The sequence below is a fragment of the Vibrio mexicanus genome (assembly GCF_001012815.1).
Lineage (GTDB): Bacteria > Pseudomonadota > Gammaproteobacteria > Enterobacterales > Vibrionaceae > Vibrio > Vibrio mexicanus.
In genome coordinates this window covers 1-23,687 of the sequence record NZ_JYJP01000132.1, presented here as the reverse complement: position 1 = coordinate 23,687, position 23,687 = coordinate 1, and the positions used below count along the sequence as shown (strand labels likewise).

15 protein-coding genes, 2 tRNA genes and 4 pseudogenes are annotated in these 23,687 nt (G+C 44.5%); 12 read left to right on the top strand and 9 right to left on the bottom strand.

All coding sequences use genetic code 11. The features are described from left to right. Positions 1–44 precede the first annotated feature (44 nt). The 3 genes and pseudogenes from UA76_RS20150 (at position 45) to UA76_RS20140 (ending at position 1,700) form a co-directional block, all read left to right on the top strand. A tRNA-Arg gene (locus tag UA76_RS20150) sits at positions 45–121 on the top strand. 227 nt (positions 122–348) lie between these two features. Continuing rightward, a complete protein-coding gene (locus UA76_RS20145) occupies positions 349–1,074 on the top strand; it encodes a ParA family protein (RefSeq protein ID WP_047049684.1) in 726 nt (241 codons plus the stop codon). Between the two features lie 120 nt (positions 1,075–1,194). Further along, a pseudogene (locus UA76_RS20140) lies at positions 1,195–1,700 on the top strand (Fe3+-citrate ABC transporter substrate-binding protein). A 64-nt stretch (positions 1,701–1,764) separates the two neighbouring features. Here UA76_RS20140 and gltX read toward each other — a convergent pair. The 3 genes from gltX to UA76_RS20125 all read right to left on the bottom strand — a co-directional run bounded on the left by gltX (position 1,765) and on the right by UA76_RS20125 (position 5,250). Continuing rightward, complete coding sequence (gene gltX / locus UA76_RS20135) at positions 1,765–3,192, bottom strand: glutamate--tRNA ligase (protein WP_047049683.1); 1,428 nt, start codon at positions 3,190–3,192, stop codon at positions 1,765–1,767. 157 nt (positions 3,193–3,349) lie between these two features. Beyond that, the gene (locus UA76_RS20130; protein WP_047049682.1) at positions 3,350–4,003 is read right to left on the bottom strand and encodes a DUF2057 family protein; all 654 of its coding nucleotides are present in this window, start codon (positions 4,001–4,003) and stop codon (positions 3,350–3,352) included. Positions 4,004–4,137: 134 nt separating this feature from the next. Beyond that, positions 4,138–5,250: a porin gene (locus tag UA76_RS20125; protein ID WP_047049681.1), complete on the bottom strand. Its 1,113-nt coding sequence runs from the start codon at positions 5,248–5,250 to the stop codon at positions 4,138–4,140. 489 nt (positions 5,251–5,739) lie between these two features. On the opposite strand from UA76_RS20125, the gene UA76_RS20120 reads away from it, so the two are divergent. Both UA76_RS20120 and UA76_RS20115 read left to right on the top strand, forming a co-directional pair. After that, a complete protein-coding gene (locus tag UA76_RS20120) occupies positions 5,740–8,424 on the top strand; it encodes a heavy metal translocating P-type ATPase (RefSeq protein ID WP_047049680.1) in 2,685 nt (894 codons plus the stop codon). Positions 8,425–8,436: 12 nt separating this feature from the next. Continuing rightward, positions 8,437–8,876: pseudogene (locus UA76_RS20115) on the top strand (DUF411 domain-containing protein). A gap of 80 nt (positions 8,877–8,956) precedes the next feature. Here UA76_RS20115 and UA76_RS20110 read toward each other — a convergent pair. Next, positions 8,957–9,670 (bottom strand): oligogalacturonate-specific porin KdgM family protein, encoded by a 714-nt coding sequence (locus tag UA76_RS20110; protein ID WP_047049679.1) that lies wholly within the window; start codon positions 9,668–9,670, stop codon positions 8,957–8,959. A 470-nt stretch (positions 9,671–10,140) separates the two neighbouring features. Then, positions 10,141–12,726, bottom strand: a pseudogene (locus UA76_RS20105) (beta-N-acetylhexosaminidase); the annotation flags it as partial. A gap of 474 nt (positions 12,727–13,200) precedes the next feature. Here UA76_RS20105 and UA76_RS20100 point away from each other — a divergent pair. Then, positions 13,201–14,067 carry a TraB/GumN family protein gene (locus UA76_RS20100; protein WP_047049677.1) on the top strand — a complete coding sequence of 289 codons (867 nt, stop codon included), beginning with the start codon at positions 13,201–13,203 and terminating at the stop codon, positions 14,065–14,067. 235 nt (positions 14,068–14,302) lie between these two features. On the opposite strand, the gene UA76_RS20095 is transcribed toward UA76_RS20100, so the two are convergent. Then, a tRNA-Pro gene (locus UA76_RS20095) sits at positions 14,303–14,379 on the bottom strand. A 255-nt stretch (positions 14,380–14,634) separates the two neighbouring features. On the opposite strand from UA76_RS20095, the gene UA76_RS23245 reads away from it, so the two are divergent. The 3 genes from UA76_RS23245 to rluF all read left to right on the top strand — a co-directional run bounded on the left by UA76_RS23245 (position 14,635) and on the right by rluF (position 16,676). Continuing rightward, the gene (locus tag UA76_RS23245) at positions 14,635–14,775 is read left to right on the top strand and encodes a DUF3149 domain-containing protein (RefSeq protein ID WP_047049676.1); all 141 of its coding nucleotides are present in this window, start codon (positions 14,635–14,637) and stop codon (positions 14,773–14,775) included. Positions 14,776–14,936: 161 nt separating this feature from the next. Beyond that, entirely contained in the window at positions 14,937–15,518 is a 582-nt protein-coding gene (gene smrA / locus UA76_RS20085) for a DNA endonuclease SmrA (protein WP_047049675.1), read from the top strand. 114 nt (positions 15,519–15,632) lie between these two features. After that, complete coding sequence (gene rluF / locus UA76_RS20080; RefSeq protein WP_047049674.1) at positions 15,633–16,676, top strand: 23S rRNA pseudouridine(2604) synthase RluF; 1,044 nt, start codon at positions 15,633–15,635, stop codon at positions 16,674–16,676. 107 nt (positions 16,677–16,783) lie between these two features. Here rluF and upp read toward each other — a convergent pair whose 3' ends face one another. Next, a complete protein-coding gene (gene upp, locus UA76_RS20075) occupies positions 16,784–17,410 on the bottom strand; it encodes a uracil phosphoribosyltransferase (protein WP_047049673.1) in 627 nt (208 codons plus the stop codon). Between the two features lie 195 nt (positions 17,411–17,605). On the opposite strand from upp, the gene purM reads away from it, so the two are divergent. Then, positions 17,606–18,646: a phosphoribosylformylglycinamidine cyclo-ligase gene (gene purM, locus UA76_RS20070; protein WP_047049703.1), complete on the top strand. Its 1,041-nt coding sequence runs from the start codon at positions 17,606–17,608 to the stop codon at positions 18,644–18,646. 2 nt (positions 18,647–18,648) lie between these two features. Then, the gene (gene purN / locus UA76_RS20065) at positions 18,649–19,287 is read left to right on the top strand and encodes a phosphoribosylglycinamide formyltransferase (RefSeq protein ID WP_047049672.1); all 639 of its coding nucleotides are present in this window, start codon (positions 18,649–18,651) and stop codon (positions 19,285–19,287) included. A 73-nt stretch (positions 19,288–19,360) separates the two neighbouring features. On the opposite strand, the gene UA76_RS20060 is transcribed toward purN, so the two are convergent. Further along, positions 19,361–20,206, bottom strand: coding sequence for a class II glutamine amidotransferase (locus tag UA76_RS20060; RefSeq protein ID WP_047049671.1), 846 nt, complete (start codon positions 20,204–20,206; stop codon positions 19,361–19,363). 51 nt (positions 20,207–20,257) lie between these two features. Next, a complete protein-coding gene (gene lpcA, locus UA76_RS20055; RefSeq protein ID WP_047049670.1) occupies positions 20,258–20,833 on the bottom strand; it encodes a D-sedoheptulose 7-phosphate isomerase in 576 nt (191 codons plus the stop codon). 334 nt (positions 20,834–21,167) lie between these two features. Here lpcA and fadE point away from each other — a divergent pair. Continuing rightward, a pseudogene (gene fadE / locus UA76_RS20050) lies at positions 21,168–23,611 on the top strand (acyl-CoA dehydrogenase FadE). The last annotated feature ends 76 nt before the right edge of the window (positions 23,612–23,687 follow it).

Genomic DNA, 23,687 nt, shown 5'->3' with positions numbered 1-23,687 from the left:
ATCTTAACAAAGTTTATTTAAATCAGTATCATAGTCACATCAAAGCTCCCGTGGCACAGCTGGATAGCGCAGCCCCCTCCTAAGGGGCAGGTCATAGGTTCGAATCCTATCGGGAGCGCCATATTGAAGAAGGCCTAGTCTAATGACTAGGCCTTCTTTTGCTTAACAGAAGTTATCACCACTAGTTGGGGAATAACCTTTTCCAATATGACCGAACCCTATTAATCTGCGCTGCCAAAGAGTCTGTGATTTAGCTTCATAATTCATCTTGATTTACTCTATTTGACAAGCAAAGTATGCCAATCTAGCGCTCTGTTTGTTCCCCCTCTCTTCAGCAGATTCAGGCTAATGCAGTATAAACTTAGCACCCGAAACAAAAATACCGTCAGTATCCACCACGCCAAAGCCACCAAAATATTAGTGATGAATCAAAAAGGCGGCGTCGGCAAGTCGACTGTAACTGCGGCATTAGTCAGCCACCTAATTGAGCGCGACTATAAGGTGAATGTCATCGACTTTGACAAGCAGCGTTCTAGCCACGATTGGGCTGATTGTATCAATAGTGGCTGCTCCCAAACCTATAGTCCATCGTTTCGAAGTCTATCGGAAATGGCATTATCGCTAAAGGTTTCTCGGGACGCAGAATTTGTCATACTCGACTCGCCCTCCAACTTTTCCCGAGAAGAAATGGCGCGATACACACACTTTGTTGATGCTATTATCCTACCTATGTCACCTTCTCCTGTTGATCTTCATGCCAGCTTGCCGTTTATCAAGGATGTGATTGACTCTGGAGTGCTGACTCGGCGGAACATCGCTTTATCTTTCATCATCAATCGCTGCGCCGAGCAAAACAAAAATGTTGAACGAGTAACAAACTTGCTCAATCACTTTCGGCAGTTTCCTACTTTAGGAAGTATGTCAGACAGTCACCTTTATCAAGATGCTTTCTACTACAAAAGACCCATCGACACTTCAATTGATAAAGCATTGTGGCAGAACACCATTAGTTGGCTGAGCGAGCTGAAAACACCTAAACAACTGTCATCCGTTGATATGAGTTCAAACACTTAATTAAAGATCAACACCTTAAAACATTGGCCCCGTAATAGAACCGACTATTGATGGTGATTATTGCAACAAGCTCTATTTATCCCCTACAATGTTAATAACAAAATTATCGATAACTGAGTAATGAGCAAGAGTAATCTAACCACGAACACTGGCCACCGCTTTGTTTCAAAGGGTAAGACTGCTATAAGGTCCACATCCACACCCCTGATGATACTGTGCTTCATCGTTCAGTAGGGTTTGTTCGGATTGGGGACAAAAAGGCTCTGAAAAAAGCGATAAAGCTACGCAACGAGCTTGGTAAAGAAATGTGGGGAAAATTTTGGCGTCGACTACTCAAAGATCCCTATCTGATGACGCGACTGCCTCATTCGCTCGAGCCGAGAATTATATTTAAGCCTCGCCCGACTAAGAATGAACCGGACAGGAAAGACGAGTGTTACATTGCCGCTTGGCGCAATTACGATGAAGATGGCAAGCTCATCTATAAAAGTGTAGTGTGCTCAATTAAAAAACATGGCCGATTAGGTGCGTACACCAAGACTAAGAAAGCACTGCTTGAAGCCAACAAAGAGAATTTAGAGATCTTAGAGTTTATGGGACGCTTGAACAGCATCGCCTTAAAATAGCACTTAAACAGGATCAAAAAAGCCGCAGTGATACACTGCGGCTTTGTCATTTAAGACCGTAAAATTAAGCGTTTGCTTCACGCTCTTCAATAAACGCGATAGCCATCTTGATACGAGCGATCACGCGCTCTTTACCCACTAGCTCCATCACAGCATCAACAGAAGGAGACTGGCCGCCACCTGTTACAGCTACGCGAAGTGGCATACCGATTTTACCCATGCCGATTTCAAGTTCTTCGCAAACAGCCGCGATTATGCCATCTTTGATGTTAGCCATTGTCCAATCTTCTAGTGCTTCTGCTTTTGCTAGTGCAAGCGCCAGCGGGCCTTTAGCAACGCCGCGTAAGTGTTTCTTAGCTGCACGAGCTTCAAACTCAGAGAAATCTTCGTAGAAGTAGCGAATTTGCTCTGCTAACTCAACCAAAGTATTGCAACGCTCACCCACTAGCTTGATCACTTCCGTGATCGCTGGACCGTTTTCAATGTTTAGGTTTTGGTTGTCTAAGTGCCATTGAAGGTACTCAGCCACGTACTCAGGTGCAGATGTCTTGATGTAGTGGTTGTTCAACCAAAGTAGCTTTTCAGTATTGAAAGCCGATGCAGATTTGCTGATGGCATTCAATGAGAATAACTTAATCATCTCCTCTTCTGAGAAGATCTCTTGGTCACCATGAGACCAACCAAGACGCACTAAGTAGTTATTTAATGCATTTGGCAAGTAACCTTCGTCGCGGTACTGCATTACCGACACCGCGCCGTGGCGCTTAGACAGTTTCGCACCATCATCGCCTAGAATCATTGCACAGTGAGCAAAAGTCGGCACTGGTGCACCTAGCGCTTCATAGATGTTGATCTGACGAGGCGTGTTGTTGATGTGGTCTTCACCACGAACAACGTGTGTGATACCCATATCCCAATCATCCACGACAACCACGAAATTGTACGTTGGCGCGCCGTCAGTACGGCGAATGATCAAATCATCTAGCTGGCTATTAGCAATTTCGATGCGACCACGAATTTGGTCGTCAAATACAACGCTGCCTTCTTTTGGGTTACGGAAGCGGATAACAAAAGCATCACCTTCTTTCGCTTCGGCATTAGCCGCAACAATTTTCGGATGGTTTGCATCGTAGCGAGGCATCTCTTTTGCTGCTTCTTGCTCAGCGCGGATTTCGTCTAGTAGCTCTTTAGATGCGTAGCACTTGTAGGCTTTGTCTTCCGCTAGTAGCTTGTCTACCATCTCGTTATAACGGTCAAAACGCTTAGATTGGAAGTAAGGACCTTCGTCCCATTCCATACCCATCCACTGCATGCCTTCAAGGATTGCATCTACCGCTTCTTGCGAGTTGCGCTCTAAATCCGTGTCTTCAATACGTAGCACAAACTCACCACCTTGGCTCTTTGCGAACAACCAAGAATACAGAGCAGTACGAGCACCACCTACGTGAAGATAGCCAGTTGGGCTAGGAGCAAAACGAGTTTTAACCGTCATGAAAAGTACCTTAATGATTTTGATCTGCGCGCTTTCTCATCGACCAGAATGGTAAATACAAAAACGGCGCTAAAATTTGCGCGTTATTTTAGCACCGTTCTTGCCTACTACAATAAAAGCTTGCAGTAATTTCTTGGATTTAATCCTGTCAGTAGGATTAATTACTCATGTTCTTAACTGCCCAAGAAACGAACTCTTGGCGCTGTTCTGGCGTCATCGCCATAAAATCTTTTTGCAACTGGCTTGGTTTGACCATAGGTTTGGTTTGCTTGCTTGATACAGCTGTTTCGATTGGATGAACTGGCACTGGGGCGACTTCTGGCAACTGCACAGGGGCCGCTGTAATGGCAGCCACACCACCTTCTCGATTATAGTTTGCCAACATCGCGTTATAATCTTTAATCAAGTCAAATGTTTGATTAGTAATATTATCAGTCACAACATCAATAGCGCCTTTACTACTGGTAACTTTGACTTCTGGCGCTCTTTTAAAGCGAGTTACACCTCGGTTATCACGAATAGCATATGGCGTTTCAAATTTTAGAGTTTCATCACTGGCATTAAACTTCACTACCATTGGTAGTGAGCTAAACTTCTCTTTACCACCATTGGTATCAATCATCGCAGTAACACGGATTAGTAGCTGATTCTCACCGTTTTCGATCTGTAAATCACCTCGGCCTATATTTGGTACATCGTTAATGGCCTGATTTACCGCTAAAATCTCTACACGATTGTCAGTTTGAACCGTCACTTTAGAAAAGGCAGGAACGCTGATTAGTGCACATAATAAGATTGCGAGTTTTTTCATTACCTACTCCATCGTGGTATTCAAATAATGGTTATTGGAATGCAAAGATTTCCTTATTGAGTAAAACGAACATAGGCGGACTAATAGCCCGCCTAAATCATACTAGAACTCATTCATACTAGGAACAGTCTAGATTAGAATACCCACTCAGTACCGATGCGGATCATTAGATCTTTGTCAAAATCTACGTCATCTTGTTGAGTTAGGCGAACAAACGTGTAAACAGAGTTAAATGAGTAACCTGCTTCACCAGAAATAGAAGTCACATCTAGATCTTTGTCTGTTACGTTATCTGTCTTACCACTTTGGTCTGCATAGCCAAGACGGAAGTTCATTGCACCGTGGTAGTAGTTTGCTTGAATAGAGTAAGCTTCGATTTCACGCTCTTTGTAACCGTAGCCACCACCGTTGTTAGTCGAGTCGTAAGAGCCTGTTTTGTATGCACCCAAGATATTGAAGTTATCTACTGGGCGTAGCTCGAAGCCAACGAATGCAGAATCTGTATCACCGATTGATGCAGCTACACCTGGAACCCAAGCTGGAGTATCACCTGGTGGTACAGGGTTGTTCGTATCGAAGTAGCCGTCTTCACCACCTTCAAATGTCGTCTCTTTTGCCGCTTCATAAGCAGCGTGTAGAGTTAACATGTCGAACGGAGTTACCGATACAGAACCGCCGAAGAAGTTGGAATCTTTGTGGTTTTCGCTACCGTTACCACCCGCTAGGCTGAACTTCACAACATCACCGAACATTGGTGAATCGTAACGCATCATTTGGCTCTTACGGTCAAAGTGGTAACGCTCACCGCTACGCCAAGCTCGGTCAAACGTGCGGCCTAGGTTAGATGCAGAATATGGCCAATCAACTAGTTCGTAAAGTGGCGTTAGCATACGGCCAAAGCGTACTTGACCCCAATCGTCACCGCGGAAACCAACGAATGTGTCACGATTACCCAATTTCGCACCGTCGTCTAGAACCCAGCCAGATTCAACTTGTGCAAATGCCGTCACGCTGTCTGTCATTACTTTAGCTGCACGGAAACCGATGCGTGTTTCGTTTTCTAATGCCCAACCATCCTCTGGACCAGTGTCGTTAGACGCACCATAATCAACAGCTGAGATAGATACAACACCGTAAACTTCTACGTTTGCGTCGTTAGCATCACCGATCATGTAAGCGTTAGCAGTACCCGCTGCCATAGTTGCAGTTGCAATTGCTGCACCTAGTAGTGTTTTCTTGAAAGACATGGTTATTAACCCCTATATTTATTATTTGCTTTTTCTTTTGTCACTCAGGCTGTAAAGCCCTGTTTTACGAGTGGACTATTTATGGACAGGGGCATCTTGGCAAACTTTTTTCGCATCAAAAAATGGTGGATTTTTTTTTGCGACGAGATTCAAAATAAAGAAAACAAAATTTTAATAAAGACAATAAAAACAATAAGTTAAATTCCAACCCAGTATCTACAAACTCGTCAATATAGTTCTTTAGTTTAATTTTCATACCTGTATTTCATTATTTTTGAGATCTCAATCACTATGATTTTTTATCAATTCAGGGAACTTTATTTTAAATGAGTAAATAGTTTGATCACTCTCTCACCTGTAAGATATATCAGTTTTGGTAATTGAGCTTGTTTTGACGTTAATTCAACAAGCGTTTTGCTTGACCTTGCCCTTGCAGGAAGGTTTATCCTCTATGAATATTGACTTCTATGAGTATGAGATGGGACCACGATGCCACTAATAGATATGCCGCTGACCGGGCTTAATTGCATGGGTTGTGCGCGAAAAGTTAAGACTCTACTTAATGAGAATCATGATGTTGAAATTGAGCAGTTGACTCCTAAGCACATTGCTCTCAAAACTCCGGCAAGTTTTGCCCAGATATATCAATCTATTCATTCATTGGGCTATGAGGCAGGCCATCTTATACACCTCTCACTGACAGGACTTAGCTGTCAGAAGTGTGTTCTAAAACTTTCTGCAAAGTTAGAGAGCAATAACCAAATAGTTCTAAAGCACATATCAAAGACAGAACTCACCGTAAGCACGCTTCTATCTATAGAAGAGATAAAAAACATCGTTAGTGAATGCGGCTATCAAGCACACGAGCCTAAGCCAACTAATGAGGAAGAGAGCTCTGCCAACCGCGATGCGGTAGTAGAACCAACTTCAACACCATCAAAGATCGCCACGCACTCTGTCGAGTTATCGATACAGAGAATGACCTGCGCAAGCTGTGTCCGCTCTGTTGAAGTAGCAATTGAAAGCGTTGATAAAGTTAGCTCGGTACAAATTAACCTCGCAGAACAGTTAGCAATTGTCTCCGTAGAAGACGACTCAAAAGAGACCGAAAGCGGCATACTTTCAGCCATTAAACAGGCAGGCTATAGCGGTACTATCCTTAAAGATGACGCAACTTCCAGTAGTAATGAAGAAGAGCAGTTAGCCGTACAAAAGAGATACAAACGTGCTGCGTTTATGGGATTGATTGTCGGAGCCCCTCAAATGCTTTGGGGAATGATGGGTGGATCCATGATGATTCACAGCTCATCCGATCAAATCGGTTGGGGTATCGTTGGCCTCGTGACACTTCTTCTTTTATCAACCTCTGGCAGCAGTTATTTCATTAATGCGGTAAAGGCGCTTCGCCATAAACGAGCGACCATGGACACTTTGGTTGCACTCGGAACGGGGGCAGCTTGGTTTTACTCAAGCCTTGTCGTCCTTTTTCCTGAATGGTTCCCAACCCAAGCAAGGCATGTCTATTTTGAAGCCAGCGCCATGATTATTGGCTTGATCTCACTGGGTCATGCAATTGAGGCAAAAGCCAAAGCCAAAACCACTCAATCACTCAAAGCGCTGATCAGCATTCAACCTCAATTTGCTACTGTTGTGATGGAAGGTAAAGAGGAAAAGATCGCCATAGCAGACGTTACCATAGGTATGCATATCCGCATTAAACCAGGAGAAAAAGTTCCGGTTGATGGTAAGATTATCTCAGGCCACTCCTTTGTCGATGAGTCCATGTTTACCGGCGAACCAATTCCGGTAGAAAAACAGGCCCAAGATAAAGTAGCGGCTGGCACCATTAACCAAGATGGGACCATCCTGATTAATGCAACGGGGATTGGTCGTAATACCATGCTTTCCAGAATCATTTCTTTGGTTCGTCAGGCTCAAAGCAGTAAACCACCCATCGCTAAACTTGCCGATAAGATTTCCTCTGTTTTCGTTCCTATTGTTGTTGCGATAGCCATCGTTTCGGGGGTGGTTTGGTGGTTAGTTGGCCCACCTCCAGCGGCCAGTTATGTGTTAATCGTGACCACCACGGTTCTCATTATTGCCTGTCCTTGCGCTCTGGGTTTAGCGACTCCACTTTCTGTGACGGTAGGTGTAGGTAAAGCAGCAGAAATGGGCGCTTTAATTAAGGATGCTCAAGCGCTACAGACTGCAAGTAAAATCGACACTGTGGTATTTGATAAAACGGGAACGCTAACGGAAGGCAAACCGAGCGTCCAAAAAATCTTCGCCATCAATCGCAGTGAAAACGAACTCGTCCAACTCGCCGCGAGCGTCGAGCAATACTCAGAGCACCCTCTTGCCAAAGCAGTATGTCATTTTGCCACAGAGAAACAGATCAAGCCTCTTACGTTGTCAGATTTCAACAATCAACGTGGCGTCGGCGTCAGTGCCAACTTTGAGGGCAAAAAACTACTCGCCTGTTCTGCTGTTTATGCCGAGGAGCACTTTGAAACAAAAGAAATTCAAGGAGCCATTAACGAGAGCATTCGCAATGCTTGGACACCTATCGTTTTCGTATTAGATAACCAACCAATAGGTGTCATTGCCATTGCGGACCAAGTAAAAGCGGACAGTAAAGAAGCCATTGAACAACTCCACCAACAAGGTATCCAGACGGTAATGTTAACTGGCGATCATCAAGCGGTTGCCAAGAACTTGGCAAAAGAGCTAGGAATAGATCAAGTGATCGCTCAAGTGCTTCCAGACCAGAAAGCATCGCACATTAGCCAACTGCAATCTCAAGGTCGCAGCGTTGCCATGGTCGGTGATGGCGTTAACGATGCACCTGCACTTGCTCAAGCAGATGTTGGAATAGCGATGGGAAGCGGCAGTGATGTCGCGATTGAGAGTGCGCAAATTACCTTACTGAGCTCGTCCCCCATCACGGTAGTGAGAACAATTGAACTCTCAAGAGCCACACTACGTAATATGAAACAGAACTTATTTGGTGCCTTCATCTACAACACACTAGGTATTCCTATTGCGGCAGGTGTACTCTATCCGGCGTTTGGGTTTCTACTTAGTCCAGTGGTGGCAGGGGCAGCAATGGCACTATCTTCAATCACAGTCGTAACTAATGCTAATCGATTACGCCTGTTTAAAACTCGACACTGATGAGAGAGCACAATGAAACTTAAAACAATAACAATTGGATTGATGACAGCATTCTCGCGCAAGTTCTCGCTGCCGATGTAATTAACCACAAATCTCCGTACTGCGGCTGTTGTGGTGAATGGTCTACCCATATGGAAGACGCAGGCTATGAAGTAAAAGAGGTGCTACATGATGACATGAATGCAGTAAAAGCTCAGTTTGGCATTACTCAGCAGCTTGCATCTTGCCACACTGCTGAGATCGATGGCTATATCTTTGAAGGCCATATTCCGGCAGAAGATATTCAAGCATTTCTAGCCAATCCACCTAAAAACGCGAAAGGTTTAGCAGTACCAGGAATGCCAATGGGCTCTCCAGGAATGGAGTACGGGGATAAGAAGGATACTTACTCTGTTTACGCCTTTAATGACAAAGGCCAAGTCTTCGAATTTGCCCGCCATGAAGGCAACTAAGTTATCGAGCAGACATTAAAACGAAAAAAGCCCAGCGATGCTGGGCTTTTTTACAAGGACATAATTCGGACTAGCTAAGCTTAGAAGCCGTAAGATGCACCGAATACGAACGCGTGGTTATCAATGCTTGAACCTGTTTCGTTCTTCACGCCGTTAGCTTGGCTACGGTACTCGAAGTAAGGCTGTACGCCGTTACGAGTCCAAGTTGCACGAAGCTCGTGGTCCATGCTGTCTTGTTTCTTCTCAGTAGTACCGTTGAAAGACTCGTTACCAGCAATTACGTATACGTTGTTGTAGCTAAGAGTTAGCTCTTCGTTTACTGCGTAACCGATACGAGTGTCTAGACGTACGTCTGTGCTTAGCTCGCTGTCATCATAGATGTGAGCACGAGTACGGTTGCTGATAGAAACACCGTTGTCGAAGTTGTAACCGATCTTAACAAGAGGACGGTACTGGAATGCTTCGCCTTCAACTAGTAGGTGTTGGTAACCCGCTGCAACCCATAGGTTGTCGTTGATGTTGTAAGCTTGCTCACCACCGATAGTCCAACCAACGCTGTTGCGCTCGCCAGGTACCGCTAGTTCACCTAGCTGGATGCCGTCAATCTCAGTGTAAACTGTTAGACCGCCGAAATCGAAATCAAAAGTGTGGCCTGCTTCTAGAGTAGAAGTCATATCAGAACCGTGTAGGTCGTCTGTATGAAGCTGAAGGTTACCTGTTACGTAAGAAGAACCTGCGAATGCGCTAGAAGCGAATGCTAGAGAAAGAGCACTTAGGGCGATAACTTTTTTCATAATCTACTGCCTTTAAAAATATGAATGTGTGGGTCATTTATTGGTAAATCACTTACCTACGCTGCACACTTGGCGATGCCTCCCTTGGCTTGGCTGTCATACTGCAATATTTAATTTTTACTGCAAAATAAATCGTCATTTTTAGTGATCTTGATCGAATCTAAATGAAATAAGGCCTAATAATCAACAAGATAAGTTAACGTTAAAAAGTTCTAAAAAGAACCTTTAGTGATCATGATCACACGCAAACGTCTAACATTGAGATATTTTCGAGATATAGATCACGCAAAGATTTTGAGTTTTTATGACGAATTTCTCTGAACGATCAAAAAACGTGATCGAGAGCACCTGAATTCACAGAAATTTCACTTGCTGAATAAGTGAGTTTTTAATGGGTTGAGCCAATATCACAGAAAAAAGAAAGCCCCCTACGTAAGGGGGCTGAAATAATCAGTAACGTTTAGAAAGACTTATTGAAGAGTTGTTACTCGGCTCACTTGATCACCAGAAGCTGAGATTGAGCGAATGTAAACCAAACCTTCTACTGCAGGACGTTGGTTATCTTGGTAGTTCAACCATTGCTGACCATCAAACGAGTATTGCAGTTGCGCACCAGGGAATTGAACATTCATCGCCAATTGACCATTTTCAACACGTGCACCTGGTACTGGTAGGCGGTAATCAATGCCCGAATTCTCCAACTTCGCTAACTCACGTTGACCCAATACGTTGGCAAAACGGTTGTAGTCTTGGTTCAAAAGCTCTTTGTTAACTAGGTTCGTTTCTTGGCTGTATTCCACACCCACTTTGTAGTCATTTTCCCATTCCGCGGCGTGCCAAGCTCGCTCTGCTGCTGCTAATACACGAGGGAATACCATGTATTCATACTGCTCATCGGTACGAACCGTTTCTGACCAAAGTTGCGCAGATAGGCCGTAGAAAGGTTTCGCTTCAATTTCACCTTTGCCAGTAAAGCCATTGCCGTCACGGTCTACCGACGTTTCCGCATTTTGAGGCATGTTCTCTGGTGCAAAACCAAACATCTTACGTGTATCTGTTGCGCGAGTTGCCCAGTAGTAGCCACGCTCTTTCGGGTCAACCTCATAAGGCATATCCATGTACACGTAGTCCGGGTTTGATACCACTACGTCATAACCTTTCTTAGACCATTCATACACCGATGATGTACCGCCCCAGTACAGAACATCCCAGAAGTTAACGCGAGTGGTTTCAGATGCAAAAGTTTCTGCGCCTTCTTCGATGTACTTAAGACCGTCTTGCCAAGCTTGGAAGTGCGGAATACCATTCGCTACGGCAATCTTAGACACTTCTTGAGCGAAGTAACCTGGCAACTGACCAAAGTCACTGACTTTACCTTCAGCAACTAGTGACTGACACTGTGGAGACTGTGCAAATGGCTTATCTTGTTTAGACATATCGATGCTGCCTTTCCAGCTCGCTTTGTCTTCGGCATTGATATCTTGGAAACCTGCACCTTGCTTGATGTTTTTCGCTTCATCGCCACCAAAATGCCATGTCTGCAAAGGCATACCCGCTTCATTGTGCATCGCTGCAACTTCAGAGATAACTTTATCTACAAAGCGAGCAGAAGAATCCATACATGGGTTGATAAAGCTCTTCTTATCGTAGAACTGAACCGTCGTCACGTTAGAACTATCCAATGGATCCATCAAACGGTATTCGTTTGCTTGCGTCTCTTTGCCTTCAGCCATCAAACGGTTGTAGCGAGCCTCCATCGATACTACAGCTGCACGAGCATGCGCTGGCATATCAATTTCAGGAATCACTTCAATGTTGCGAGCTTTAGCGTGCTTTAGAATCTCTACATAATCAGCTTTGCTAAAGTAGCCAGACCCGAAGTTATCCGTAGTTGGTCCTGAACCTAATTGAGGAAGCAGACAGCTTGTCTCATCTAAATCGAAACAGCGATTTGAACCAACTTCAGTGAGCTCTGGTAAACCTGGGATCTCTAGACGCCAACCTTCATCATCAGTTAAGTGAAGGTGAAGCTTATTCATTTTGTATGCTGCCATTTGATCAATGGTAGCTAGAATCGCGTCTTTAGAGTGGAAGTTACGTGCAACGTCTACCATCACACCACGGTAATCAAAACGAGGCGCATCTTTAATTGTCAAAAGTGGCAGAGAAGTTGGATTCTGGATGTCTACTAGGCCAAAAATAGACTGCACCGCATAGAACGCACCCGCTTGGTCGTATGCTGTAATTGCAATTTCACCATCGCGAATAGTTAATGTGTACGCGCCAGACTTTGCCATCTCTTGGGCGAACTCAGCTGGAACTACAGTAACGTCAACCTTAACGTCACCGCTGATATCCACACCAACCACTTCTGAGCGAGATTGTAGTGCAGCGAATTGAGCATCACTAAATGCTTCTTTCGGCAGTGCAATACCACCTTTAATTGAAGTCACACCCGTTGATGTTTCAACCTGCATTGGTGTTGGAATTAAAGTAGCAGAGACATCAATTTGTGATAGATCAGCGTTTTTCTCAAAACGAGTTTCTGCCGTTGCCATTACATTATTGTCATCAGGCGTTCGCTTTAAATTGTTTCCTTCAAGACCCGTCACAAATGAAGAGGTATCTTCCGTGTTCAGTGACTCGATTAATTTAGGGTTCGCGCCATTCGAGGTAACAAACGCACCTGGCATGAAGTCAGTTTCAAATAGCTGCCAGTATTCACCAATCAGAGGAATCGTTACCACTTCACCCGCAGCAAAACCATCAAACTTCTCCGTTGGCTCTAGCTTGTGCAAATCGCCAGTAATGCGTGTCACTTTGAATTGGTCATTATCGACATCCAGAATTAAGCGAATGCTGTGGAAGTAGATTTCCCAATCCGACGAATCAACAGCCGCACCATTGTTGACAAGCGTCATGTTCACTTTGTTACAAGATGCCCACTCAGCACCAAGCTCTTGGCAGCTCAGTCCTTCATTCGCACCATGGTTAGTGAGTACTTGGTATTTAATATCAAGATTTTCTGCCAAAGCGTTCACTGTTTGCTGCTCTGTAGAAAGCGAACTACAACCAGCAAGTGTGGCGATAATTGAAGTTGCGATTAATGATTGTCTAAACATCTTACTTACCCTAAAAGTTAACAGCGAGTTGCCAACGAGCGACTCAAAAAAGTTGCATTCAAGATATCGAGATTTATTTCCCAGCGTAAAATTATTAAATTCGAGCGGTGACTCAATTCACACTTCAATGAAATCAAAAAACATAAATCATTTAAAAACAGCCAGTTACAATCAACGTCAAAATCGAAAGATTTTTTTTGACGATTTATATGAGATGACGATCACGAATTTTTTAGTGTGCAACCAGTTTAAAAAGGGGCAAACTCATTCGAAAGTAGTGAGTACTACCCTGGGTATTCTTGACGATTTAAACCAAACTGTGATTTTTCTCTCACTTAGTACTCCGTAAAACTCCGTCAATATTTTTGTAATTAACAATTTTGTCGTTAATCACTTTATAGGACTGTTATGACATACAAATGGATCGCCCCCTTATTATTACTCGTAAGCCAACAGCTAATCGCTCAGCCGCTGTTTTGGAGTGCAGAGAAAGACGGCCAAGAGCTGCTCATCTATGGCTCGATGCATTTAGGTACAGAGGATATGTACCCACTACCTCAGCCTATTACTCAATTTCTACAAAATAGCGATGGTTTGATTCTCGAAGCGAACCTCGAGAGTAGTGATCCCATCACTCCACCACAAAACAATCGCACCGCTAAAGAAGTATTGTCAGATGAGCAGTTAAGGACACTAAAAGAGATTAGCGTTGATTTAGGTATCGAGCCCTATGCAATAGCGAATAGTCCGGCGTGGGCAGCAGCAATGACACTACAAAAAACCCTGAATGAAACTGCAGGTCAAAGTGCGGTTTATGGTGTCGATAGCAACATGCAGGCGTTAGCGATTAAGTACGATGTTCCAGTGCTCGCGTTCGAATCCGTTCAGTTCCAAATTGATCTGCTTAGTAAATACGGGGAGGAGCTGCTAATCGATACCATCTCCGATTATGACAAAACCATTCCCTATATTGAGTGCCTTTCTGAGAGCTGGAAAGTGGGTGACAAACACAAACTTGAACAAGTCGCAGAAGAGTTTTCTTATTACCCCGACGTTCAACAAGCGTTCATGACAGACAGAAACAAAGATTGGGCGAAAAAATTAGCCAGTGGCAAACTTATTCCTGAAGATTCTGGCAAATACATTGTCGTGGTGGGCACACTCCACCTAGTAGGTGAAGATAATTTAATAGCTCTACTCGAAAATGAAGGTTACTCGACCACTCAATTATCGACATCCAAACAGGCAACTTGCTCGTTCTCTGAAGAAAGCTAGTGCTGGGAAAAAAAACCATTTTCTAACATTAGGCGAACCCCAGTCGCATTCGAAATGCCCAAAGCTACTAACTGTTAGGATGCAAAAAGCCTGCTATTTCTAGCAGGCTTTTCTTAATATGGTCGGTGGAGAGGCTTTCTTTAAACCACAGGGAACCCCCGACCTTCTGGTCCCAGACTTTGTTTGGATATCAGAACGCAAAAAGCCTGCTATTCCTAGCAGGCTTTTCTTAATATGGTCGGTGAAGAGGGATTCGAACCCCCGACCCTCTGGTCCCAAACCAGATGCGCTACCAAGCTGCGCTATTCACCGAGACGTTGTGGCTTATTGCCGTCAACGGATGCGTATATTACTGATATCTGTTACCAACGCAAGTCATTTTATGACGGTTTTTCAATTTTCCAGTTCGTTCGAACAATTACCATACAATCCATTCCAAAATGTGATGAAAAACACACCAATCACTACAAACAATTAACACTTCAAGCACACTTGATCCAGATCATCCCTTAACGTGTCACCAAACTATAACGTAACTCTTGTCTTCGATTCTTTGACGGAGGAAATATGGACTTTTGGCTCGATCTCCTATTTGGTAATGCGGTGGGACTATCATCAATGATAGTAATATTTGGCGCTTTCTGTCTGATGCTATTTTTCGGCGGTTTCTTCATCTACAAAGTGATCAACGACGAATCTCCTCACTAAATCGCATAGCATTTTGCCATTTGGTAAAGTGAACCTACGCACCGAAGTAGATTGTTTGTCTACTTCGGTTTTTTAGTTACTTTTTACTTTGTCCACGCTTCCCATCCCACCTTCTATTGGTATACTTTCCAAATCCTTTCTATCGTTTTAGGTATCTAGCTATGTCCCATGACGATGACTTAGAACTGTTCCAACAGATGATGGGTGATGTTAAGCCTATCCACAATGACCTCGTTGAACTCAATAAAAAGCATGAAGTCACCGAATCGCAATTAGCAAAACGCGAAGCCGCGATGTGGCTTGCCGATGACAATCCAGAACACCTTTCTGTCGACCATGCGCCAATGATTAAGCCGGAAGACATCATTGAATTTAAACGCGACGGTGTTCAAGACGGCGTCTATAAGAAGCTTCGATTAGGCAAATACCCTATTCAAGCTCGATTAGACTTACATAGAAAGACGCTAAAAGAAGCGCGCGATGAAGTGGTGAAGTTTCTCAAACAGTGTATGGGTATGGACATTCGCACTGTGGTGATTGTTCATGGCCGCGGTGAGCGTTCAAATCCACCAGCTCTGATGAAAAGCTACGTAGCAAACTGGTTGACCCAAATTCGAGAAGTGCAATGTGCTCATTCAGCGCAAAGATTTCATGGTGGCACTGGCGCGGTTTACGTCTTACTGCGTAAAAGTAATGACAAGAAAATTGAAACCCGCGAGCGTCATCAAAAACGCATGGGATAAATTGTCTACTGGTGTTAAAATAGATCAAAAGCAGCGCAATGCTGCTTTTTGTTTGCCTATAAAATTAGGCGAGTAAAACAACCCTAGACCGTTGTGAAACGTTGAGAGAACATCATGTCACAAGATACCGCAAAAAGACTGAATAAATACATCAGTGAAACTGGCTACTGCTCACGTCGCGAAGCCGACAAATTAATCGAACAAGGTCGTGTAACCATCAATGGTTCCGTTCCTGAAATGGGAACGAAAGTCCAAGTGGGCGATGACGTCTGTATTGATGGCAAGCCCGTCAAGTCAAAAGAGCGTCCCGTTTACATTGCTTTGAACAAACCGACCGGTATTACTTGTACAACTGAACGTGATGTTCCGGGCAACATTGTCGATTTTATTGGCCACAATAAACGCATCTTCCCAATCGGGCGTTTGGATAAACCTTCCGATGGTTTGATCTTCTTAACCAACGACGGTGATATCGTGAATAAAATCCTGCGTGCAGGTAACAATCACGAAAAGGAGTACGTGGTTCGTGTCGACAAACCTATCACTGACGATTTCATTAAGAAAATGTCTTCTGGCGTACCGATTCTTGATACTGTGACTTTGCCATGTAAAGTGACCAAAGAGACTAAGTTCTCATTCCGTATCGTGCTGACTCAGGGCCTAAATCGTCAAATTCGTCGTATGTGCGAAGCATTAGGATATGAAGTATTTAAGCTACGTCGTGTACGCATCATGAACATCTCTCTTGATGGTATTCCAAATGGCAAATGGCGCTACCTATCAGACGATGAAATCACAACTCTACTGGCGATGTGTGAAGGTTCTAGCGGAACCGAAGACGCATCAAAGCTTGATGCAAAAGGTCGACGCATTCGCAAAGCGACAGACGCAAAATTGTTTGATAGCCGTGACGAAAATCAAGGTTCGAAAGCAAGACGTAACCAAAAACAACGTACGTTCCAAGGCCGAAACGCGGACGAGTTTAGACATGCGCCGAACTCTAAGAAAGGTCGCAATGGCAAATCGAACAACCAATCTAGCGGTGGGAAACCTAAAGCCCCAGCAAAACCTTATCGCTCTGCGCCTAAAGCTCAGTCTAATGAGAGTAACCAAACACCTCGCCCTCGTAAGTCAGGCACTTTGAGCCTCAAGAAATAGGCTCCGAAATTACGTCAAGCGTTGCTGTGACTACTAGATTGAAAGCACAAAAAAGGGAGCATCACGCTCCCTTTTCTATTCAGCAATAAATATTACTTAGTACCTTTTTATTTAGTACCGAAGATCTTATCACCTGCATCGCCCAAGCCAGGTACGATGTAGCCTTTGTCATTTAGCTTCTCATCGATAGCGGCTGTGTAAAGCTCTACATCTGGGTGCGCTTTTTTCAGCGCTTCGATACCTTCAGGTGCCGCAACAAGAACCAATACTTTAAACTGCGTACAACCTTGCTCTTTCAATAGATCGATCGTTGCGATCATTGAGCCACCTGTTGCAAGCATTGGGTCTACAACAAGCGCAATACGCTCATCGATGTTAGACGCAAGCTTGTTGAAGTATGGAACTGGCTCTAGTGTCTCTTCGTCACGGTATACACCAACCACACTGATACGAGCGCTTGGGATATGCTCAAGAACACCATCCATCATACCTAGACCTGCACGCAGGATAGGCACAACCGTCACTTTCTTACCTTTAATTTGGTCTACTTCTACAGGACCGTTCCAACCTTCAATGGTTACTTTTTCCGTTTCAAAGTCTGCTGTTGCTTCATAAGTCAGTAGGCTACCAACTTCCGTTGCTAACTCACGGAAGCGCTTTGTGCTGATCTCACCTTCTCTTAGCAAGCCAACTTTGTGTTTAACAAGAGGGTGTTTTACTTCAACAACTTTCATTTCCAGCTCCGGCAATAATTAGGAATATTTAATCAAACTTTCCGATTATAAACGATCTAGTGGCAAATATCTTGCTCCTATCCCTAACAAAAAAAGGGGGAAAGAAAAAAACCTGCGCAAACGTTTGCTATTGCCAATTAAGCACTGGTAGAATAGCGCCGTTTTCATATCCAACTTATGACCGAGGACTTCCCTGTGAGCGGTAACAACTCTTCTCTAAGCTATAAAGACGCTGGTGTAGACATCGATGCAGGCAATGCGCTTGTTGACCGAATTAAAGGTGCTGTAAAACGTACTCGTCGCCCTGAAGTAATGGGTGGCATTGGCGGTTTTGGCGCACTATGTGAACTACCGACTAAATACAAACAACCTGTTCTTGTTTCAGGTACTGACGGTGTAGGTACGAAACTTCGTCTTGCATTGGATATGAACAAGCACGACACCATTGGTATCGATCTTGTTGCTATGTGTGTGAACGACCTAATCGTTCAAGGTGCAGAGCCACTATTCTTCCTTGATTACTACGCGACAGGTAAGCTAGACGTTGATACTGCAGCAGACGTAGTAACAGGTATTGCTGACGGCTGTATCCAAGCAGGCTGTTCACTTATTGGTGGTGAAACGGCTGAAATGCCAGGTATGTACGAAGGTGAAGACTACGACGTAGCAGGCTTCTGTGTTGGTGTGGTTGAGAAAGAAGACGTTATCGATGGCACGAAAGTCGCTGCTGGTGATGCTCTGATTGCTGTCGGTTCTAGCGGCCCACACTCTAACGGTTACTCTCTAATTCGTAAGATTCTAGAAGTATCTGGCGCAGACAAGAACGAAGAGCTAGACGGTCGCACTATTGGTGAGCACCTTCTAGAACCAACGAAAATTTACATTAAATCAGCACTTAAGATGATCGAGAAGCATGACATCCATGCAATTTCTCACATCACTGGCGGTGGTTTCTGGGAAAACATCCCTCGCGTACTTCCAGAAGGTACGAAAGCAGTTGTAGACGGCAACAGCTGGGAATGGCCAGTCATCTTCAAATGGCTACAAGAGAAAGGCAACGTAACAACTCACGAAATGTACCGTACATTTAACTGTGGTGTTGGCTTGGTTGTTGCTCTTCCTAAAGATCAAGCGCAAGACGCGGTTGAGCTATTAAACGCAGAAGGCGAGAACGCATGGGTAATCGGTGAGATTGCTATTGCTGAAGCTGGCGAAGAGCAAGTAGAGATCAACTAAGCATGAAAAGTATTGTTGTTTTAGTTTCAGGGAATGGTTCTAACTTACAAGCGATTATCGATGCTTGTGAAACGAGCATCGACAATGGCAAAGTAACCGCTGTTTTTTCAAACAAAGCAACTGCTTATGCCTTAGAACGAGCAAAAACAGCAGGGGCGGCCGCTAAGTTTGTCGACCCTGATGCGTTTGATACTCGTGACGCATTTGACAATGAACTGATGCGTCAAATGGACGAATATGAACCTGACTTAGTTATTCTTGCGGGTTACATGCGTATTCTAAGTGGCGCTTTTGTTCGTCACTTTATGGGTCGCATGATCAATATTCACCCATCACTGCTTCCTAAGTACCCAGGGTTGAACACGTATCAACGTGCAATTCACGCTGGAGATGAAGAGCACGGAACTAGCGTTCACTTTGTGACAGAGCAGCTTGATGGTGGCCCAGTTATTCTTCAAGCAAAGGTGCCTATCTTTGAAGAAGATAATGTCGACATTCTCACTAAGCGTGTTCAAACGCAAGAGCACAAAATCTATCCACTTGTAGCTAAATGGTTTGTCGATGGTCGTCTTGAAATGAAAGCAGGGAAGGCCTTCTTAGACGGCGAACAACTTGGGCTAACAGGTTACGCACAAGACTGATTTTAGGTTTTGGTAGAATTGAAAAAGGGTTGATAGTATCAACCCTTTTTTTATTGTCGGTGAAACACTCTAGCTATTCTAAAGGCTCGGTTGGAGACTGATCTTTTGGCTTCGCTTCGGCAAATTCAACATCTGCCAATTGCTCGGCATTACCATCAATCAACTCACCAAAATGAAAGATGCCAAATTCACCGGGCTTCATTCGATGCCAGACTTCATTGTCAGTCAGTGGCTGTGTAGCAACGACCGACACCACATCATTTGGCGTCGTTTCTTCTTGGAAATTGATCGTCACATCTTCATCGATCAAACTTGCCTTACCGAATGGAGCTCGACGAGTGATCCAGTACAGATGATTGGTACAGTAAGTCATGACGTACTCGCCGTCTGAGAAAAGCATGTTAAATACGCCCTTCTCTCTCAGCTCATCACAACACTCAGCGATGTATCGAAATGCCCCTACCATATCCTGAGGGGGTTCAGGGTAGCGCTGTTCTAGTTTGTTCAGCAACCAGCAAAACGAGAGCTCACTGTCGGTTTGTCCGACAGGGCGGTAACGACCTGTGACTAAATCTTGGTAATCACTTAATTGACCGTTATGAGCAAAAGTCCAATAACGTCCCCACAGCTCCCGAGTAAATGGGTGAGTATTTTCTAAGTTCACCCCTCCGCGATTTGCTTGTCGAATATGACTAACCACCGCTTTACTTTTAATTGGGTAGTTTTGAACTAACTCAGCAATCTTAGACTTACAGCTTGGATTAGGATCTTTAAACGTACGAAAGCCCTTGCCTTCATAAAACGTAATCCCCCAGCCATCTCTGTGAGGGCCGGTGTTGCCTCCGCGCTGTATCAGGCCGGTAAAACTAAAGCAGATATCTGTTGGGACATTTGCGCTCATTCCGAGCAATTCACACATGGTTTAATCGACTCCTTTTATAAACCAATACCTCAAGCTTTCGCTAAGGGTTTACTCCATCTCTTTCTCAATAAGTTGAATAACGATATGGATAATCTTAATGTGGATTTCTTGAATGCGGTCAGCGTAACCGAAATGTGGAACGCGAATTTCAACATCAGCAAGTCCGGCCATTTTGCCACCATCTTTACCCGTTAAGGCAATGGTTTTCATACCTTTTGCTTTTGCAGCTTCAATAGCTTTCAAGATATTACCGGAGTTACCTGACGTCGACAGGCCAAACAGCACATCCCCTTTTGCACCTACCGCCTCAACATAACGAGAAAATACGTAGTCATAACCAAAGTCGTTACTGACACAAGAAAGATGACTTGGATCTGAAATCGCAATACCTGGATAACCAGGGCGATTTTCGCGGTAACGGCCAGTCAGCTCTTCAGCAAAGTGCATGGCATCACAATGTGAACCACCGTTACCACAAGACAAAACTTTACCGCCCTGCTTGAATGAATCAGCGATCGTTTTCGCTGCTGCTTCGATTTGAGCAATGTTGTGCTCATCAGATAAAAATTTGTTGAGTACGTCAGCAGCTTCAGTTAATTCACTTTTGATTAGATCCTGATACATAGGAAGTATCCCTTCTTTTTCTATTTATTACGCTCGGTGATGAGTAAAAAGAAAGATAACTTCCGTCCTTATACCCATGAGCAATGGAATTACATTTGAGTTTACTCAAACAAAGTTTCCTGTCGATAGTCTTGCTTCAAGAAATCCATTTTTATTACCCGTTTAGCGTAAAGAGCACCCAGTGAAGTCATAACTTTAGAACTTTAGCTCTACTTAGATCACTTTTTGACCACTAAGGGGTTTTACATTTCGTTAATAAAGTTATTACAATTATAACTGGTTAGACCTCTTACAAGAAAGGCTGACAAAGAGCAGCCTACAAAAGGAATACTATATGGACATCTTGCTCTCTACATTAGGATTAGCCGGTGTTGTCGCCGTCTGTCTCTATCATCGAACTTCACTCCTCCTATCGCTCACAGCACTGACTGTAGCTATGATTGCGCTCTCCTTCATTGGCAGCATCGGGGCAATCAGTTGGCTTGTTTTTGTCACTTTAAGTGCCATCGTTGCCTTCCCGCCATTACGTCAGTCATTGGTCACACGTCGTGCGCTTGCTGCTTTCAAGAAAGTTCTGCCAGCCATGTCTCAAACCGAGAAAGAAGCATTGGATGCAGGTACCGTTTGGTGGGAAGCGGATCTTTTCAAAGGTAAGCCTGATTGGCAAAAACTTCATGCCATCAAAGATCCTAAGCTGTCCGAAGAAGAACAAGCCTTTATGGATGGCCCAGTCAATGAAGTCTGCGCCATGATGGATGACTTTCAAACCACCCACGAGTTGGCCGACCTTCCTCCAGAGATCTGGCAATACTTAAAAGACAACAAGTTCTTCGCCATGATCATCAAAAAGAAATACGGTGGTTTGGAATTTTCAGCTTACGCTCAATCTCTGGTTCTGCAGAAGCTAACTGGTGTCTCCAGTGTGCTCTCTTCAACGGTGGGTGTGCCAAACTCACTAGGCCCTGGAGAGTTACTGCAACATTACGGTACCAAAGATCAAAAAGACTATTACTTACCTCGCCTTGCTGAAGGTAAAGAGATCCCTTGTTTTGCTTTAACCAGCCCTGAAGCGGGTTCAGACGCAGGTTCGATTCCTGATTTTGGTGTTGTTTGCAAAGGCGAATGGGAAGGCGAACAAGTACTTGGAATGCGCCTAACATGGAACAAACGCTACATCACGCTTGCTCCAGTTGCGACGGTATTGGGCTTAGCATTCAAACTGCGTGACCCTGAAGGTTTATTGGGTGGTGAAAAAGAACTTGGTATCACCTGCGCGCTGATCCCTACTTCATTGCAAGGTGTGGAGATTGGTAATCGTCACTTCCCACTCAATGTCCCGTTCCAAAACGGTCCGACTCGAGCGAATGATCTCTTCGTGCCTCTTGATTTCATTATTGGTGGCAAGAAAATGGCAGGCCAAGGATGGCGTATGCTCGTTGAATGCTTGTCGGTAGGCCGAGGTATTACCTTACCTTCTAACTCGACTGGTGGAATTAAAACTGCCGCACTCGCAACAGGCGCTTACGCTCGTATTCGTCGCCAGTTCAAACAACCAATCGGCCAAATGGAAGGAGTGGAAGAGCCGCTTGCGCGTTTAGCAGGTAACGCTTACGTGATGGATGCAGCCAGCAACCTAACTGTTGCAGGTATCGATTTAGGCGAGAAGCTTCAGTGATTTCGGCCATAGTTAAGTATCACTGTACCCACCGAGGCCAAAAGAGCATCATTGATGCGATGGATATCGTTGGCGGTAAGGGAATCTGCCTTGGCCCATCAAACTTCCTCGCTCGCGGTTATCAAGGTGCTCCGATTGCTATTACGGTGGAAGGCGCAAACATTCTTACACGTTCAATGATTATTTATGGTCAAGGGGCGATTCGTTGTCATCCATTCGTTTTGGAAGAAATGAATGCCGCTCATTCCAGCAATAGCGATGCTCTCAGCAAATTCGATAGTGCCCTACTCGGTCACGTGGGCTTTGCAATGAGTAACATGGTTCGCAGCTTATGGTTAGGTTTGACCGATGGTTATGGTTCCGCAACGCCTACCAAAGATGCGACGCAGCGATACTACCAACAAATGAACCGATACAGCGCCAACTTAGCCTTGCTGTCGGATATTTCAATGGCGGTACTTGGCGGCTCGCTCAAACGTAAAGAGCGCCTGTCTGCTCGTCTTGGGGATATTCTAAGCCAACTGTATTTGAGCTCAGCTACTTTGCAACGGTTTGAGAGCGAAGGGCGTCAAAAAGAAGACTTACCTTTGGTTCACTGGGGCCTACAAGACAGCCTGAAACAAACCGAAATCGCGATTGATGAGTTCTTGGCTAACTTTCCCAACAAAGCGGTGGGTAAGCTTCTCAAGCTATTGATTATGCCATTTGGCCGTATCCGTCGAGGCCCAAGTGACAAACTGGACAGCAAAGTAGCTCAGATTCTTCAGACCCCGAGCGCGACACGTTCTCGATTAGGTCGTAACCAGTATCTAGAGGCCACCAGCCATAACCCAGCAGGCAAAATCGAGAAAGCACTGGAGGTCATTCTGAGTGCAGAGCCTATCTTCGATAAAGTCTGCAAAGGCCTAAACCAACGCAAACCGTTCTTGCGTCTCGATTTGGTAGCTGAACAAGGTTTAGAGCACGGCTTAATTGACCATCAAGAGGCTCAGTTGCTAAAAGAAGCAGAAGAACACAGACTCTACACCATTAACGTCGATGATTTCGAACCTGAGGTGTTGGCAGCAAAGTCAGTGATGCCTAGCATGGAAGAAGTCGCTTAACGGAGTCATCCTAGGCAGTTAATCAGATGTAGTAATTCAGATAACATGACAAAAACTCAAAAGGCTGCATAACGCC

Excerpts from the sequence above, each read along its gene's own strand:
- UA76_RS20060 (WP_047049671.1), bottom strand. The coding sequence starts at position 20,206 with ATGTGTGAATTGCTCGGAATGAGCGCAAATGTCCCAACAGATATCTGC.
- smrA (WP_047049675.1), top strand. The coding sequence starts at position 14,937 with ATGTCCCATGACGATGACTTAGAACTGTTCCAACAGATGATGGGTGAT.
- UA76_RS20100 (WP_047049677.1), top strand. The coding sequence starts at position 13,201 with ATGACATACAAATGGATCGCCCCCTTATTATTACTCGTAAGCCAACAG.
- UA76_RS20125 (WP_047049681.1), bottom strand. The coding sequence starts at position 5,250 with ATGTCTTTCAAGAAAACACTACTAGGTGCAGCAATTGCAACTGCAACT.
- upp (WP_047049673.1), bottom strand. The coding sequence starts at position 17,410 with ATGAAAGTTGTTGAAGTAAAACACCCTCTTGTTAAACACAAAGTTGGC.
- lpcA (WP_047049670.1), bottom strand. The coding sequence starts at position 20,833 with ATGTATCAGGATCTAATCAAAAGTGAATTAACTGAAGCTGCTGACGTA.
- UA76_RS20120 (WP_047049680.1), top strand. The coding sequence starts at position 5,740 with ATGCCACTAATAGATATGCCGCTGACCGGGCTTAATTGCATGGGTTGT.
- gltX (WP_047049683.1), bottom strand. The coding sequence starts at position 3,192 with ATGACGGTTAAAACTCGTTTTGCTCCTAGCCCAACTGGCTATCTTCAC.
- purN (WP_047049672.1), top strand. The coding sequence starts at position 18,649 with ATGAAAAGTATTGTTGTTTTAGTTTCAGGGAATGGTTCTAACTTACAA.
- UA76_RS20145 (WP_047049684.1), top strand. The coding sequence starts at position 349 with ATGCAGTATAAACTTAGCACCCGAAACAAAAATACCGTCAGTATCCAC.
- UA76_RS20130 (WP_047049682.1), bottom strand. The coding sequence starts at position 4,003 with ATGAAAAAACTCGCAATCTTATTATGTGCACTAATCAGCGTTCCTGCC.
- rluF (WP_047049674.1), top strand. The coding sequence starts at position 15,633 with ATGTCACAAGATACCGCAAAAAGACTGAATAAATACATCAGTGAAACT.
- UA76_RS23245 (WP_047049676.1), top strand. The coding sequence starts at position 14,635 with ATGGACTTTTGGCTCGATCTCCTATTTGGTAATGCGGTGGGACTATCA.
- UA76_RS20110 (WP_047049679.1), bottom strand. The coding sequence starts at position 9,670 with ATGAAAAAAGTTATCGCCCTAAGTGCTCTTTCTCTAGCATTCGCTTCT.